This window comes from Ornithinibacillus liuyingii, from assembly GCF_055550225.1.
Map to the genome: position 1 here is coordinate 116,103 of NZ_JBPWOS010000011.1, position 14,835 is coordinate 130,937.

Annotated in this window: 15 protein-coding genes; 6 read left to right on the top strand and 9 right to left on the bottom strand. The window is 35.4% G+C overall.

The genetic code is table 11. The features are described 5' to 3' along the window. Positions 1–282: 282 nt before the first annotated feature. The 3 genes from ACSKT4_RS15460 to ACSKT4_RS15470 all read left to right on the top strand — a co-directional run bounded on the left by ACSKT4_RS15460 (position 283) and on the right by ACSKT4_RS15470 (position 1,857). On the top strand, positions 283–711 hold the full coding sequence (locus ACSKT4_RS15460; protein ID WP_186869333.1) for an HIT family protein: 429 nt from the start codon (positions 283–285) through the stop codon (positions 709–711). Between the two features lie 140 nt (positions 712–851). After that, positions 852–1,367 carry a tryptophan transporter gene (locus ACSKT4_RS15465; protein WP_465823655.1) on the top strand — a complete coding sequence of 172 codons (516 nt, stop codon included), beginning with the start codon at positions 852–854 and terminating at the stop codon, positions 1,365–1,367. A 124-nt stretch (positions 1,368–1,491) separates the two neighbouring features. Beyond that, positions 1,492–1,857 carry a YtxH domain-containing protein gene (locus tag ACSKT4_RS15470; RefSeq protein WP_186869331.1) on the top strand — a complete coding sequence of 122 codons (366 nt, stop codon included), beginning with the start codon at positions 1,492–1,494 and terminating at the stop codon, positions 1,855–1,857. 172 nt (positions 1,858–2,029) lie between these two features. On the opposite strand, the gene ACSKT4_RS15475 is transcribed toward ACSKT4_RS15470, so the two are convergent. From ACSKT4_RS15475 to ACSKT4_RS15485, 3 genes are all read right to left on the bottom strand, one after another. Next, positions 2,030–2,920 carry a glycine betaine ABC transporter substrate-binding protein gene (locus ACSKT4_RS15475; protein ID WP_186869330.1) on the bottom strand — a complete coding sequence of 297 codons (891 nt, stop codon included), beginning with the start codon at positions 2,918–2,920 and terminating at the stop codon, positions 2,030–2,032. 122 nt (positions 2,921–3,042) lie between these two features. After that, positions 3,043–3,897 carry an ABC transporter permease gene (locus ACSKT4_RS15480; RefSeq protein ID WP_186869329.1) on the bottom strand — a complete coding sequence of 285 codons (855 nt, stop codon included), beginning with the start codon at positions 3,895–3,897 and terminating at the stop codon, positions 3,043–3,045. Beyond that, a complete protein-coding gene (locus ACSKT4_RS15485) occupies positions 3,890–5,089 on the bottom strand; it encodes a quaternary amine ABC transporter ATP-binding protein (protein WP_186869328.1) in 1,200 nt (399 codons plus the stop codon). The genes ACSKT4_RS15480 and ACSKT4_RS15485 overlap by 8 nt, the downstream gene beginning before the upstream one ends. Before the next feature lie 296 nt (positions 5,090–5,385). Between ACSKT4_RS15485 and ACSKT4_RS15490 the strand changes: the two genes are divergently transcribed. Further along, positions 5,386–5,883, top strand: coding sequence for a GbsR/MarR family transcriptional regulator (locus ACSKT4_RS15490; protein WP_186869327.1), 498 nt, complete (start codon positions 5,386–5,388; stop codon positions 5,881–5,883). Between the two features lie 3 nt (positions 5,884–5,886). On the opposite strand, the gene ACSKT4_RS15495 is transcribed toward ACSKT4_RS15490, so the two are convergent. Continuing rightward, complete coding sequence (locus ACSKT4_RS15495) at positions 5,887–6,222, bottom strand: DUF1878 family protein (protein WP_186869326.1); 336 nt, start codon at positions 6,220–6,222, stop codon at positions 5,887–5,889. 204 nt (positions 6,223–6,426) lie between these two features. Here ACSKT4_RS15495 and ACSKT4_RS15500 point away from each other — a divergent pair, with 204 nt between their 5' ends. Together ACSKT4_RS15500 and ACSKT4_RS15505 are read left to right on the top strand one after the other, a co-directional pair. Then, positions 6,427–6,966: a DUF3267 domain-containing protein gene (locus tag ACSKT4_RS15500; RefSeq protein WP_186869325.1), complete on the top strand. Its 540-nt coding sequence runs from the start codon at positions 6,427–6,429 to the stop codon at positions 6,964–6,966. A 521-nt stretch (positions 6,967–7,487) separates the two neighbouring features. Next, positions 7,488–8,378, top strand: a complete 891-nt coding sequence (locus ACSKT4_RS15505) for a peptidylprolyl isomerase (RefSeq protein WP_186869324.1) — start codon at positions 7,488–7,490, stop codon at positions 8,376–8,378. Between the two features lie 49 nt (positions 8,379–8,427). On the opposite strand, the gene ACSKT4_RS15510 is transcribed toward ACSKT4_RS15505, so the two are convergent. The 5 genes from ACSKT4_RS15510 to ACSKT4_RS15530 form a co-directional block, all read right to left on the bottom strand. Further along, positions 8,428–8,625 (bottom strand): sporulation YhaL family protein, encoded by a 198-nt coding sequence (locus ACSKT4_RS15510; protein WP_186869323.1) that lies wholly within the window; start codon positions 8,623–8,625, stop codon positions 8,428–8,430. Positions 8,626–8,701: 76 nt separating this feature from the next. Continuing rightward, positions 8,702–9,643, bottom strand: coding sequence for a 3'-5' exoribonuclease YhaM (gene yhaM, locus ACSKT4_RS15515; protein ID WP_186869410.1), 942 nt, complete (start codon positions 9,641–9,643; stop codon positions 8,702–8,704). Between the two features lie 92 nt (positions 9,644–9,735). Further along, positions 9,736–10,284 carry a GbsR/MarR family transcriptional regulator gene (locus tag ACSKT4_RS15520; RefSeq protein ID WP_343221445.1) on the bottom strand — a complete coding sequence of 183 codons (549 nt, stop codon included), beginning with the start codon at positions 10,282–10,284 and terminating at the stop codon, positions 9,736–9,738. Positions 10,285–10,407: 123 nt separating this feature from the next. Beyond that, the gene (locus ACSKT4_RS15525) at positions 10,408–13,383 is read right to left on the bottom strand and encodes an ATP-binding protein (protein WP_465823656.1); all 2,976 of its coding nucleotides are present in this window, start codon (positions 13,381–13,383) and stop codon (positions 10,408–10,410) included. Between the two features lie 7 nt (positions 13,384–13,390). Then, positions 13,391–14,614, bottom strand: coding sequence for a metallophosphoesterase family protein (locus ACSKT4_RS15530; protein ID WP_465823657.1), 1,224 nt, complete (start codon positions 14,612–14,614; stop codon positions 13,391–13,393). Positions 14,615–14,835: the final 221 nt, after the last annotated feature.

The following is a 14,835-nucleotide window of genomic DNA, read 5'->3' on the forward strand; positions in this document are numbered from 1 at the left end:
GGTGTTTGCGAAAGATAATCTAATGAAATAAAACCCTTTTGTTAGAACATATCTCAACGCCAAGGGATACTAACAAAAAGGTTTTGTAAAAACCGGATAAGTTGCTTTAAGCAGTTTAGCGGTAGTACAAGTCCCCACATTAGTTTTCTTGTCCGCGGCTCTACAAAAACAGGCTCATCCTTTTTGGGGTGAAGCCTGTTTTCTTGTTTTGTATTAGCTTAAGACTTTACATTAATCAGACAGAATAGATAAAATAAAGGAAAAAGTTAGGAGTTGGTTATATTGGCACATGAAGATTGTATATTCTGCAAATTAATTGAAGGAGAAATCCCTTCAGCTAAAGTGTATGAGGATGAACACGTACTGGCCTTTTTAGATATTAGCCAAGTCACAAAAGGACACACATTAGTGATTCCTAAAAAACATGTGAAAAATATCTACGAAACACCGAGTGAAGTTGCATCAGAATTATTTGCACGCGTTCCCCGTATCGCAAATGCTATTAAAGTAGCTTTTCAGCCTGTCGGTATGAATTTACTAAATAATAATGAAGCACCTGCAGACCAATCCGTCTTCCATTTACATATTCATTTAATTCCACGGTATGGTGAAGGAGATGGTTTTTCATCGAACTGGAAAGTTCATACGGACGATTATACTCCTAGTGACTTACAACAGATAGCTGGTCAAATAAATAAGGAAATCAATTAGTCAAACAATTTGTAAATTAATTCTTTTTATTTTTGTCGATGTTTGATATACTTATGATAAGTTTCTGCAACTGACAACGAGTGTACAGTTGAGGAACAAAAATTTATGAGCTTAGATAGCTTAGCTGAGGAGAGGTACAAATGAATACAAGGGTTTTAGTCATTTTATCACTATTAGTAGGGATGGGTGCTGTATTGCATTTTATCATGCCCCCAATTTATGGTGTAACACCAGACATGATGTTAGCTATGATGTTTATCGGTATCATGTTATTTCCTAAATTGAAATATGTTGGTGTATTAGCAATTGCAACAGGGATTTTATCGGCGCTCACGACAAATGCACCTGGTGGTCAAATAGCCAATTTTATTGAAAAACCAATTACAGCCATCATCTTTTTTGCACTCTTTCTGTTAATTAAAGATCGAGTCAACATAAGAATAGGCGTACCTGTTTTAACTGCTGTTGGTACAATGATTAGTGGAGCCATTTTTCTTACATTAGCGTTATATGTCGTAGGACTAATGGATGGCGTATTTGTACTCGCTTTTGCTTCTGCTGTATTACCTGCAGCTGCTTTAAATACGGTGCTGATGATTATTATTTTTCCAGTAGTCCAGCAAATACTAAAGCGATCCAAGCCAATAGTTGTTTAATAAATGATAGGATAAATCCCCTGGCATCTGTGTTGTCAGGGGATTTTTTAAGGAAAACATTCCTAATACATACAAATAGAGAAACAAGGAAAAATTATAGTGAATGGGAAGGAGCGGGATTCATATGGCAAAAGGTAAATCTCTCATGCTAGGTATAATGGTAGGAGGTGTAGTTGGAGCAGTTACAACATTATTAACTACTCCATCATCAGGTAAAGAATTTAGAAATAAGGTAAAAGATCAATCCCAAGAATGGATGGAGCTTTTGGAAAATCTTAAACTGGATGGACTACGTCTTAAAAAACAAATTGCAGCAACATCTAAAGAAGGTGTTTCCCTCATTAAGGATTTAACACATGAAATGAAAAGCTCTATAGTCGAATGGAAAGAATCGGTAGAACCACATCAGAAAAACATTCACCAATATTTGGAACAAATTGAATCAAGCCTTAAGGATTTAGAAGAGAAAGTAAATGCTAGTAAGAAATAGAAAATGAAGATAGAAACCAACACTTTAAGTGTGTTGGTTTTTTTATTACAAATTATACTTCAAAGATGGTTGATTACTATTCTTCCTTGAAACTTTTTCCCTTCTCCTTCTACCACTAGCACTAAAAAACCTGCAAGCCTTATAAGCCTACAGGTTTCCTCAATATGATTTATTATTCAATTCCTTTTGTCCACTCCGCAACTTTATCTGGATTTTCTTCTACCCATTTAGCTGCTGCTTCTTCTTCGTTCATACCTTCAGAGATATCAAGCATAACGGATTCTAAATCTTCCGGAGTCCAGAAGAAGTTATCAAGCACTTGGTAAGCTTCTGGTAAATCGTCCTTTAAACCTTTACGAACCATCGTTTCAATAGTTTCTGCTCCACCGAATGTACCCTTTGGATCCTCTAAATATTTCAGATCATATTTAGCGAATTTCCAGTGCGGAGACCAACCAGTTACAATAATTTCTTCTTCGTTCTCATACGCTTCTCCTAAAGCAGTGGCCATTGCACCACTTGAAGAGGTTACGACTTCCCAATCCTCGAGGTTTTCATAATCTTCTAATGCTTGTTCAGAAGTTGCTACTACACCTGCTCCTGGTTCAATGCCAGTAATCTTTTTACCAGCTTCGTCAGATAGATCTTCAATTGAATCAACATCCATATACGATGGTACGACTAACCCAATTTTAGCTCCTTCAAGATTAGGACCAAGCTGCTCCATTTGGTCACCATATTGCTCAAATTGACTACCATGTGTCGCTGGTAACCATGCAGCAACCATTGCATCAGCTTCACCATTTGCTACCGCTTCCCACATTATGGAGTTATCTAATGCTGTTAATTTTACATCATACCCTAAGTCTTCTAACACTTTACCTACAACATTTGTAGAAGCAATTTCGGTATCCCATGTTACATAAGCAAGATTAATTTCTTTCCCTGCTTCTGATGAACCCTCATCACTAGATGAATCATTGTCTGATGAGCAACCAGCTGCAAATAATGATAATGATAAACCAGCAATCAATCCTAGACGTTTCCAGTTACGTTTAAACATAATAGCTAACTCCCCTTTTAAAATAATGTATTTATATTGAACTTTTCATCATGAAAAGTTTACCAATAATACTCCTTATGAGGCATAAGCATTCCCGCACTTGAAGCGGAAGCATGCCTGATTTAAGCATTGTTTTGCTTATTCATGCTCTGTGTAAAACGATCAATTATAATCGCTACTATTACAATTCCTATACCGGCAACAAACCCTGTACCGACATCAGAACGCTGTAATGCTGTTAATACTTCTTTTCCAAGACCAGGTGCTCCAATCATGGAAGCAATAACGACCATTGATAGCGCAAGCATGACAGTCTGATTTATACCAGCCATAATGGTAGCCTTTGCCATTGGTAGCTCTACTTTAAAAAGTTTCTGAGCACCCGTACTACCAAATGCTTCTGAAGCTTCAATTAGCTCTTTTGAGACTTGACGGATTCCTAAATTCGTAAACCGAACAGTAGGTGGTGTTGCAAAGATTAACGATGCGAATACACCTGGAACCATTCCAATTCCAAAGAATGCAACCGCTGGTATTAAATATACGAATGCAGGCATCGTCTGCATGAAATCTAATACTGGTTTAAGAATTGCTTCTGCTGTTTTACTTTTAGACATTAGTATGCCGATAGGGACACCTATTATAATAGAGAGTAAACTTGCTATTAGTACTAGCGTGACCGTGCTCATTAACTCTTCCCAGTAACCTTGGTTGTAAATTAACCATAGTCCAACAAATGAAAAGATTGTCAAACCAATTTTCTTCTTAGATAAAACAAATGCTAAAATAGCGATAATAATCATAAATATATATGGCGGTATTAACATTAATACATCTTCAGAAAACCATTCCATAAAATTACCTAGATGTTGTTTTATCGGATCAAAGAAAATAGCAAATGTATCCTTTGTCCAACTCGTAAAGTCCTTAGCCCAATCTGCTATCGGTATTCCTTCTGTAAACCATTCTTTAAACATGTTCTAGATTCACCTCACTATCCCCAGCAAGAGCAGCAATGACAGCACCTCGTACAATTATTCCTACCAGTTTCTTATCTTGAACAACCGCTACAGGAACAGGTGAACCATTGATTACATTAAAAATGTCTTGCATAGTAGTTTCTTTTTCTACCTCTTTAATATCAGTCCGCATAATTTCTTTTAAGTCACGAACATCTTGTTTCCTTGCATCCGAAGCATCATCAGCTGTTACATATCCTTTTAAATTACGTTTACTATCTACTACTAAAATGCTAGATATACCAGATTCCTTCATTCGTTCTAATGCTACACGTGGACCGTGCTTTTCAATATTTATCGTCTCAGGTCGCTTCATGATATGTTGTGCCGTTAATACTTTTGAACGGTCAACATCTTCTACAAATCGTTCAACATACTCATTAGCAGGATTAACTAATATTTCCTCCGGCGTTCCAATCTGTACGATCGATCCATCCTTCATTAGTGCAATTCGGTCCCCAATCCGTAATGCCTCATCCAAATCATGTGTAATAAAAATAATCGTCTTTTTCATAGTAGATTGTAAGTCTATTAATTCATCTTGCATGTCCTTACGTATTAAGGGGTCAAGTGCTGAGAATGCTTCATCCATTAGAAGTACTTCCGGATCATTAGCTAACGCTCTAGCTAGACCAACACGTTGTTGCATACCACCAGATAGCTGGTCAGGTTTTTGATGGGCGTAACCACCTAATCCTACAAGTTCAAGTGCTTCTTTTGCTTTTTTTGTTCTTTCCTCTTTAGGAATCTTTTGAACCTCTAATCCAAATTCCGTATTTTGTAGAACCGTACGATTTGGAAAGAGTGCAAAACGCTGGAACACCATGCCAAGTTTTTCACGACGTACTTGACGTAGCTCCTTCTTATCCATTTTTGCTAAATCCTGTCCATCAACTAACATGCTTCCTTCTGTCGGGTCGATTAATCGATTTATCAGTCTTACTAACGTTGATTTACCACTTCCAGATAACCCCATGATAACGAAGATTTCTCCTGGCTCAACCGTAAATGATGCTCGATTAACACCAACAGTACTACCTGTCTTTTTTAAAATTTCTTCCTTTGATAATCCTTTATCCAAAAGTTCTAATGCCTGCTTTGGATTTTTCCCAAAAACCTTTGATAGGTTTTTTGCCTCTATAATCGGCAAAACCTTCACCTCTTTCTATACAATTAACATCTATCCATTAAATCCTTGATTAATAGATTGATTTCATAAACGCCGTGTTTTGCTTACTGTATTACTATATACTTTATTGTACGGACAGGACAAACTTGATATTCTTTAATTTTCGAACATATAAATTGTACAGTTTATTCTGTACTAATTATACAGTGTCTTTCCTTATAAATACTCCATAATACTCCATAATCCACCTTAACTATCCATTTTTAATTAAAGTGATACTATTGTAACCTTAAGTTAGGTACATATAGGAGGGTTTCATGTTGAATAGCAGCAACGAAACGATTAAGAACGGTATTTTATTGGAATTCGCTAAAACAATTGAATTATTTGAGCTATCCCCTTTAGAAGCTAGAGTATTTACGATACTATATATGGAAGCGCAACCTCTAACGTTAGATGAACTTAGTGAAGCATTAGGAAAAAGTAAAACCTCCATGAGTAATAGTGTTAGGAGTTTAGTCGATCTAAATCTAGTAAAGCGAGTGTGGAAAAAAGGAGTACGTAAGGATTTATACCAAGCCAACAGTCAACTTTTTAAGCACTTCATGAATTCCTATCTAAAGAAGTGGCTCGATGCCACATCTGATCGAAAAGATGCATTGCTAGAAATTAAAGGTCAAATTGAACAGATAACTACAGATGAAAGAAATCGAGATTTAGAGAAAAGGCTGCTTCAAATCATGCAGTTTCATAAACAATTAGAAGAATTCTTTTATGAAGCTTCTCAAATAAAAAAAGATGACTATAGGGGATAACCTCTATAAGCCATCTTTTTTTAGGATTTGAATAAATTCATCTAATAAGTCTGGAAAATAACCTTCTCTTCTTAAAGCATAAATTGTATCTGTTGGATTTAGTTTTGGATTCAGTAACCCTGCAAACCTAGCTAAAAGGGAGGAATAATGCAGTAATCCCTCTTCTTTCTGTTCTATATACTCCGAATTAATATTCTCTATTGTATGAAATATTTCCTTATATTCTTCTTCTGTTATTTCATTTTCGATAACAAGCTTCGTGAAAGGGAATTTATTCACATCGATAATTCTCGTTAGCAACTGTAAATGAAATGTTGCCAGATTGTTATGCTCACTCATCTCGAACCCCCTCTTTCGCCCACTCTTTTCTTAGTTATCAGAATATAATTTCAATTGCTAGTATTTTTATATAATTTTTTTTCGTAAATCCTATTGCAATTTCCTTTATAAGATACTATCATCAATAAGGCTTTAGAATTAATAGTCATTCCTTTAGACAATCATTCATAGTCTAACATAACGAAGTGAAGGAGAAGGCATAATATGAATTGCTGGAAATCTGTTAATTTAAATAAGCAATATGGTATGAGATGGATTAATTTAATATCTTGTTTTACTAGTCTTATAACCTTTATCATACTTTATGTACCATTCTCCATGTTACATCAAGGTAATTCAGTTAGTGATTCAGGAATTTTCCTATTTGTACTGGCAATCATCTTATTGCCAACACTTCATTCTTTATTGCATATTTTACCATTAATTATGATAAATAGAAAAATGAAATTAATAATCAATCGAAAAAGAGGACTACCGATATTTACCTTCTATGCGGATGCACGAATTAAGAAGTATGCTTATATTTTATCAGCACTAACCCCTACTATTGTCTTAACATTTCCCGGGATTATTGCATCATTACTTTTTCCAAGTATATATGTTTATTTTCTTTTATTCACATCTATTAATGTAGGCATGTCCTTTTTAGACTTTTTATCAATCAAGCACATTATCAAAGCACCTAGACAATCTTTTGTGGAAAAAGACGATCAAGGCTTTGATATACTATTGAAAGCGAACTAGAAGAGGCATCTAATCTTGCCTCTTCTTTTTTACTATCCAATAATTGAATTTTTTGTTACAGTATTTTATATGTACTAACCTACTATTTTTTCATTTTTACGTTTTTTTATACATAACGCATTAATTAGCAGTTTTGCACGAGGAGGTTGTAAGGTATGTTCCTTATTTTTCTTATTTATGGATTTATCATTTTAGTTATATTTAATTCTTTAACTGATAAATTTTGTAAAAAATTGGAGATGAATGATAACAAGCAAGCGACTGTATTTCGATTTACTAATATTATGATACTTATCTTACTTGTATCCTCATACATTAAAGTATTAAATGCTATGGTTTAACATCACTTGTCCTAATGGTAATTAGCTCCATGTCTTCATTTTTACTTTCCATTACAATATCAAGATAAAGTGTGTAAAAAATAAGTAATTCTGGATTTAGCTATTATTTTATTGATAAACTATGGTATATTAATCATTAGTTATACGAAGTAATAAAGAAGAGATTAGGAGTGTAATGTAATGAAGAAACTAACAATCGCTGCAACTATTACAGCAGGTGTTTTATTATTATCTGGATGCAGTAATGATGCAAATTCAGAGGTAGTTGTAGAATCTACAGTAGGAGACATCACAAAGGAAGACTTCTATAATGAAATGAAAAATTATATTGGTGAAAGTGCGCTTTACAATATGGTTGTCATTAAAGTATTAGAAGATAAATATGAAGTATCAGATGAAGAATTAGATAATGCGGTACAAGAAGCCAAAGATGCGCAAGGTGACATGTTCAACATGTGGTTAACACAACAAGGTTACCCAGATGAAGAAGCATTCCGTGACCAAACATATCAAAGACTACTCCAAGAAAAACTTATGTTTGAGGATATCGAATTCTCCGATGAAGAACTTGAGGATAAATTCAATGAAATGAAAGAAAATCGAGAAATCGAAATTCGTGCAAGCCACATCCTAATTGAAAAAAATGAGGACAGAACTGCTGAAGAAACAGAAGCACTTGTTGCAGAAGTACAAAAGAAACTTGATGAGGGCGAAGATTTTGCAGAACTTGCAAAAGAATACTCTGATGATGGCAGTGCTGCTAATGGTGGCGACTTAGGTTACTTCACAACCGGTAGAATGGTTAAGGAATTCGAAGAGGTTGCTTTTACTTTAGAAGAGGGTGAAATTAGCGGGCCAGTTGAATCTAACTTTGGTACACACTTCATCCAAGTAACAGACGTTCCTACCTTCGAAGATAAAAAAGAAGACATTCGTCGTCAACTAGCATTAGAGCAAATTGATTACAATGATGTTCAATCTAAATTGGACAAGCTAATTGAAGATGCTGGCGTAGATATAAAAATTGAAGAATACAAAGATCTGTTCACTACTCCAGAAGCACAAGGTTAATAAACTAAGACTGCCACCAAATCTGAATTTGGTGGCAGTCTTTTTTTACCTAATTAGTTACTTCCTTTTGCTCTTGTCTACGTTGTTCACGTTCTTCTTCTATTCTTTTCATATACACTTGACCTTCACGTTCAATATATTGCTTCTCCAGTGCTCTTTCCGCACGCATTGCCCGAAAAGCCATATAACCACTAAAGAAAATAAATAAAATAACCATGAAAACCCACCAAGGCATTCCAAATATCATTATTCTACCCCCTTGTCCATTGCTACTTATTCCAATTATATGTACAAGAGGGTAGAATATTACTTAAAAAAACTGCTCATTCAAACGTAGGCTTATAGAACGATCGATTGTCCATTGCATATAAACGCTCCGTAAATTCACCAGGTTTCACTTTTTCTAATGCACGATTTAACATATTCATCTTTGCATCGATTAAATCAATTAAATGCAATAATTCCGCTTCTCTTACTAATGGTGGTGTTGGACTCCCCCACTCGGCTTTCCCGTGATGTGATAAAACTAAATGCTGTAGGATGAGGACTTCTTCTCCATCAACTTCTAACTCTCTTGCTATATGACCAATTTCCTCTACCATCATTGGTATATGACCAAGTAATTTTCCTTGGAGTGTATAGGTAGTAGATACAACACCAGATAATTCTTTTAACTTGCCAATATCATGTAATATAATGCCAGCATATAAAAGGTCCTTGTTTACCTGTGGATACAGGTCACATAATTCCCTAGCAATCTTTAACATACTAACAATATGATGGGCAAGACCAGATACATACTCGTGATGGTTACGTGTAGCTGCTGGATAAAGGGATAGTGGTTCTTGATACTTTTTAATAATCGCTCGAACAATTCGTTGAATCGTTGGATTTTGCATTTCAAAAATAATCTCTGTCAGCCTAGTCATCAATTCTTCCCGTTCTACGGGGGCTTTTTCTAGAAGATCAGCAACTTGAATACCATCTGTCGCTTGTGCTAGTCGAATAGAATTGATTCGCATTTGAGGTTTCCCGCGAAATTGATTTATTTCACCAGTAATGCGAATAATTTGTTCCTGAACAAACAGTGCTTCATCTTCCCCTGTCACGTCCCAAAGCTTTGCTTCGATTTCCCCTGTTGCATCTCGTAATACAAGTGTTAAAAACGGTTTACCATTACTTGCCGTTCCTTTAGTTGCATCCTTTATTAGGACAAATCCTTCAAATGAATCTCCTATTTGATGATGGCCAATCCCTTTTCCCATTCCTTTTATCATGTTATCGTTCCTCCCCCATAATAGAAATGAGATTGACTTGCATTCAAAAAGCAAACGTCAATCTCAGCTGTTAACATCTTTTAATTGTTCTTCGGTATATATTCGAATATCTTACCAGACTCCACGACATGGATGAAATTCATTAGCCATTTATAATAATTCTTCGCATACTCTAAGCGCTCCATATCGCGTTCAATTCTCTCTTTTAGTTCTTCGTCTTCTGTAGCATCATATAGCTTTCTTAATTCCTCTAACGTCTCTTCAGCCTCTTCGATATTTGATTCTGTATTCTTTCTCCATCGATTGCCGAATAAAGAAGTAAACGATTTATACCAATCCTCCTCGGAACGATACAAATCTTTACGGATTCCCTTTCTAAAGGCGGTTTCCACCATTTTCATATCGGATAATGCTCTTACTCCCGTAGACATACTTGTCTTACTCATTTCAAGAGCTTCTCGCATATCATCTAATGTCATCGGCTCATCAGAAAAATATAGAACCCCATATAATCTACCTATGGATGACGTTAAGCCATACAGGTTCATATTCTTCGCTATTGTTTGGATGAACTTTTCAATTGTTTCTTCATGTTTTTCCCATTCTTTACTATCTTTGTCCTCTGTCACCGGATGTACCTCCATTTATGCTTGATATACGAAGCCCAACACATGATATAAATAAGCTATTTCATCTCGTATGATCCAATCAATTAGCTTTCTAACTAGTAACTCGTATACGTTATTTTATTACTAATTTTCTACTAAGGGCACAGTATTTGTCAACCGGATTAAGTTCTTATTATCCATTCTCGATGTGATATCCAACTTGCATGTAAACAAAAGGATTTGATGCTGCTTTGATATCTCATTTAGAATCGAAATCATTCGATCATATCTTACCACATCAAAGTGAACAAACGCATCATCCATTATAAATGGCATTCGCAAGCTTTCACTCATTACGAGACTAATTGCTAATCGGAGTGCCACATATAATTGATTTATTGTTCCTTGTGACAATTCCTGTACCTGAAAACGAATATGGTCAACTCGCTCCACTACAAAAGGCTTATCCTCTACTGGTGGATAAACTTTGATATAGACCTGATTGGTTAATAGCTGGAAAAAATGTGTTGTCTTTTCCATTACTTTAAATAAATATTTATCGCGAAAGTTTCCTTTCGTCTCCGTGAGTAACTCTTTTGCTACTTTATGAATAGCCCATTCACGAGCAAGCTTCCTTAACTTTTCCTTTTCCTGCTCAAACTTATGGATCATTTGCGAATACGTTTCGGAGGCTTCTAATCGCTTGATGTCTAGCTTCAATTGGGCTAATTGATTACGTTTCTTTTCCCTTTCTTCCTCCAATTGTTGGATTTCCTGAAGAATCTCCGTCACTTCTAGCTCGATTTTGCTAAGCTTTGGTGGACAAGCTACTATCTCTTCCCATCTTTCCTTCGTAAAAAAGCTAGAATACTGTGCTTTTATTTGCTCACAATGATTCACAAGTTCCTTTTGCTCTTTTAACTCTCTCGCTTTCAAATAATACGCTTCTTCATCTTTTACATTGGCAACCATAAAGAGCGAATTCATTTCTTGTTCTAACGTGTCACACTTCATTACTATTTCATTTAATTGTTTCTCTACTTCCCTTAACGATTGTTTCGTTTGGTGAAGCTGTTTTTCTCGCTGTCGATATTGTTCAATCCCTAGCTCTAAAAACTCTAGTTTTGCTAATAGTGTTCGAGGTGTATTTTCAAAGTGATTTCTTTGAAAAAATCGATTAATCGTCTCCTGATAGCTTTCTAGTTCTTGATTATGCTCATGTTCTTGTATTTGTAATTCATTTACTTGTTTAACATCCTTCAATAATCCTCTTAATGAATGAAATAGCTCCTGCCAGTATACCACCTCAACATGAGAGAGAAAAGTAAATATATGTCTTTGATTAGCTATTTCCTTTTCCAATTCCAATTCTCGTTGTTCCAATAAGATTTTCTGTTCTCTTAATTGGTTCAGCGTAATATCAGAATCTCTTAATTTATCCTCTAATAATTCAATATCTCGTAAGTTTTCTCGATTTATTTCTAGGATCTTCGCAGCCTTTGCTCTTTCATCCTCGGTAATCACGATATTGTCGGATTGTGGATGAATAGTCTGTCTGAGCATTTCTTCCATATGATGAATCGATTTTTTACCATAGATCCATTGTGTGACTCCAAAGAGTAGGCTCACAGCAGTTATACTAACATATACATAGTCTTTAAGCACGAATGCTAGTATACCGAAGAAAGTACCAATGAAAACACTTAAGCTTAAGAAAAGCCCTATCCGCTTATTCGTTTGTTGCCTTGTCTTGCTCCAATTTTTTTGTTTTTCTATATGCTCCTTTTGTAAGGCATGAAGTAATTTCGTTTCTTTATATGCTTCCATTACTTCCTCAAGCTCTTTTCTTTCCTCTGGCTTAAGTAAGGATAACTCAATATCTTGTAATTCTTGTTCTAGTCTATTCTGTTTTGCTTGTTGAAGCTGTATACTATCCTTGTTTACCTCTAGCTGCTGCTTTAAGCTCTCGAATGTCTGTTTCAAATCCGCCCACTGCTTTTCCAAATGGAACGGGAGAGAAAGCTCGGCTAAGTCATCTTTGTTTAACCCAACATTTAATTCCGTTATTCCTGAATTAATCCCCTCATCAAGTGTTTTTATTTGCTCTTGAATTGTGAATAAATTTTCCTTCACTTTTTGATGATCTGCAAATTTGGAGCAAACAGCTACCGCTTCTTCATATGGAAAATCATTATTTTTGTTTTGTAATTCTTTTAGTTCTCTAATAAGCTTTTCTCTATTTCTTTCTAAAACATTCCTTTCACTTTTTAGAGGATACCATTTATCTTTTAATGACTCTAGCCGTTCTATTCCTTCCTCAGGAAAAGGAATTTCTTCTGGTAATTCGTGTAGTCTTAGCTGATATTGCTTGTATGCTTCAACTTGTGGTAAGGCTTGCATCAGTTTATCCAGCTGGTACTGAGCTTGTTTATACTCCTTCATTTGTTGTGTAACGTGTTCAATATCGGTTTCCAGCTCTATAATGGCATTCTTTTTTTCCCGGTAGGTGGATTCTTCATTCTCTAGCTCATGTAACTGTACATGAAGTTGTTCAAGTTTCACTAATTGTTGATTAATTACAGGATTTTTTCCATAGGGCTTAAAGTAATCACTTATTCGTTGGTCGAGCCTTTTTTCAATAGAATGTATTTTCGACGATCCTGTGAGACCAATTCCTAGTAATATTTCACTAATATTCTCTTGCTTTACATCTTGTAACCTGCTCAAATCAGCAGCTGAGAAAGAGAAGATCGCTTGATAGGTTTTCTCATCTATCCCATGTAGTTTATCACGAAGCCAATTTTCATCATGTTCTTCCCCATCCGCTGTATGGCATATTGCTACTCCATTTCGCGTATCAGCTAATCGTTCAATTGTGTAAATGCCCACTTCAGGATCAAAAACCGTCAAACTCCCACCCATTTTACTACTTGTTTTCGGTTGATAAAATCTGCGCTGTTTTGGTGGCATTCCAAATAACATAAATAAAATAAAACGCTGCAGAGTAGTTTTCCCAGACTCATTTTCTCCATATATTATTAAAAATGAATCTTTACTAAAATCAATATGATAATCAACCCATTTTCCGAAACCATAAATAGTTGCTTGGAGTAGTTTCATTAAAGCATCACTCCTTCATAAGCTCATGTAAAACAAGCTCATAAGCTTCCTTTTTAATCTGTTCTTCCATTTCCTCCGATAAAACATCCAAATACTTTCTCGCTTCTTTATGTTGATATAAGTCTGTTAGGTGTGAAGCTGATGAGAAATGGTCTACGTTCATCGTTAGTTCGCCGAGAAAATGCTCCCCTCTCAAGTTATTTGGTAAGGCTATGTTGGTATATTTACTTGTATAACGAAAGATATAGATCCAGTTTTTCTGTTGGCTAAAGCTCTCATTCCACATCTCTACTATTTCTTGTAATAGATTTTCATTCTTCCATTCAAGTATTGTATCTTTGTTGCTGTGTAACTCCAAGTCAACTAATAGGGGTAATGCAACATCTAACTCTTTCAGTTGCTTTGTTATTCGTTGTTCAACCTGATGAATCGTCTCACATTCTGACACATCTATTGTTACGTGACCATATTGTATTGCGTTTAATGCAATAAATTCGAGCGTTTGCTTCCCTTTGACCATCTCAACGTAATAACACCCTTTTTCATCCGATTCCTTCCTATTTCGCCCTTGAATATTCCCCGGGTATACGACAGAAGGATTCTCCTTTAATACCGCTCGTTTATGAATATGACCTAGTGCCCAATAATCAAAATCCTTTTCTAGAAGCTCACCTAGTTTAAATGGTGCATATGTATCGTGTTCGGTGTTACTTTCTATACTTCCGTGGAGCATAGCAATATGGAAAGGAATTTGCTCGTCTATTTTTTTATACTGATTCACCTTGTTCTCCACTACCGCTCGTCGCTCATAACTAAATCCATAGATAGTAGCTAATGGAATATGATCTTTTTCATACGTAAAGGAGCGTACCTGCTCATCAGGGAAGACATGAACATTCTCTGGATAGGTAATGGGATACCGATTCCCTTCTACATAATCATGATTACCATACGATACATACACATCAATGTGATGGCGCTGTAATTCTTCGAAGGCGTTCCGTAAGCTAATCTGTGCTTTTAAACTTTGCTTTTCATTATCAAATAAATCTCCCACTAACAAAACAAAATCTACTTTTTTCTTAATGGCTACAGCTACTAAATTATTAAGTGCTGTAAACGTACTTTGCCGTATCTCTTGGAATACTGTTTCATTTACATCCGATAATCCTTTAAAAGGGCTATCCAAATGTAGGTCCGCTGCATGAATAAAGGAAATCTTCTTTTCCAATATCATCCCTCCTCTTTCATTTTATTCTATCAAATCCCAAAGACGAATGCACGTTCGTAGTTAGATCCACAAAATTTCTCCATAGAAAAAACCGCTTTAATTAGCGGTTTTATACTACATACGCCCTCCCTCAATAAAGTTAATTTTTCTTCCAAATACTCGCGTATTCTCAATATTTTATAAACACTAGTTAGTTGACACACCTTATAGATAGTTAAAAA

Coding starts and splice junctions, on each gene's coding strand:
- ACSKT4_RS15465 (WP_465823655.1), top strand. CDS start 852: ATGAATACAAGGGTTTTAGTCATTTTATCACTATTAGTAGGGATGGGT.
- ACSKT4_RS15470 (WP_186869331.1), top strand. CDS start 1,492: ATGGCAAAAGGTAAATCTCTCATGCTAGGTATAATGGTAGGAGGTGTA.
- ACSKT4_RS15475 (WP_186869330.1), bottom strand. CDS start 2,920: ATGTTTAAACGTAACTGGAAACGTCTAGGATTGATTGCTGGTTTATCA.
- ACSKT4_RS15480 (WP_186869329.1), bottom strand. CDS start 3,897: ATGTTTAAAGAATGGTTTACAGAAGGAATACCGATAGCAGATTGGGCT.
- ACSKT4_RS15490 (WP_186869327.1), top strand. CDS start 5,386: ATGTTGAATAGCAGCAACGAAACGATTAAGAACGGTATTTTATTGGAA.
- ACSKT4_RS15495 (WP_186869326.1), bottom strand. CDS start 6,222: ATGAGTGAGCATAACAATCTGGCAACATTTCATTTACAGTTGCTAACG.
- ACSKT4_RS15500 (WP_186869325.1), top strand. CDS start 6,427: ATGAATTGCTGGAAATCTGTTAATTTAAATAAGCAATATGGTATGAGA.
- ACSKT4_RS15505 (WP_186869324.1), top strand. CDS start 7,488: ATGAAGAAACTAACAATCGCTGCAACTATTACAGCAGGTGTTTTATTA.
- ACSKT4_RS15510 (WP_186869323.1), bottom strand. CDS start 8,625: ATGATATTTGGAATGCCTTGGTGGGTTTTCATGGTTATTTTATTTATT.
- yhaM (WP_186869410.1), bottom strand. CDS start 9,643: ATGGGAAAAGGGATTGGCCATCATCAAATAGGAGATTCATTTGAAGGA.
- ACSKT4_RS15525 (WP_465823656.1), bottom strand. CDS start 13,383: ATGAAACTACTCCAAGCAACTATTTATGGTTTCGGAAAATGGGTTGAT.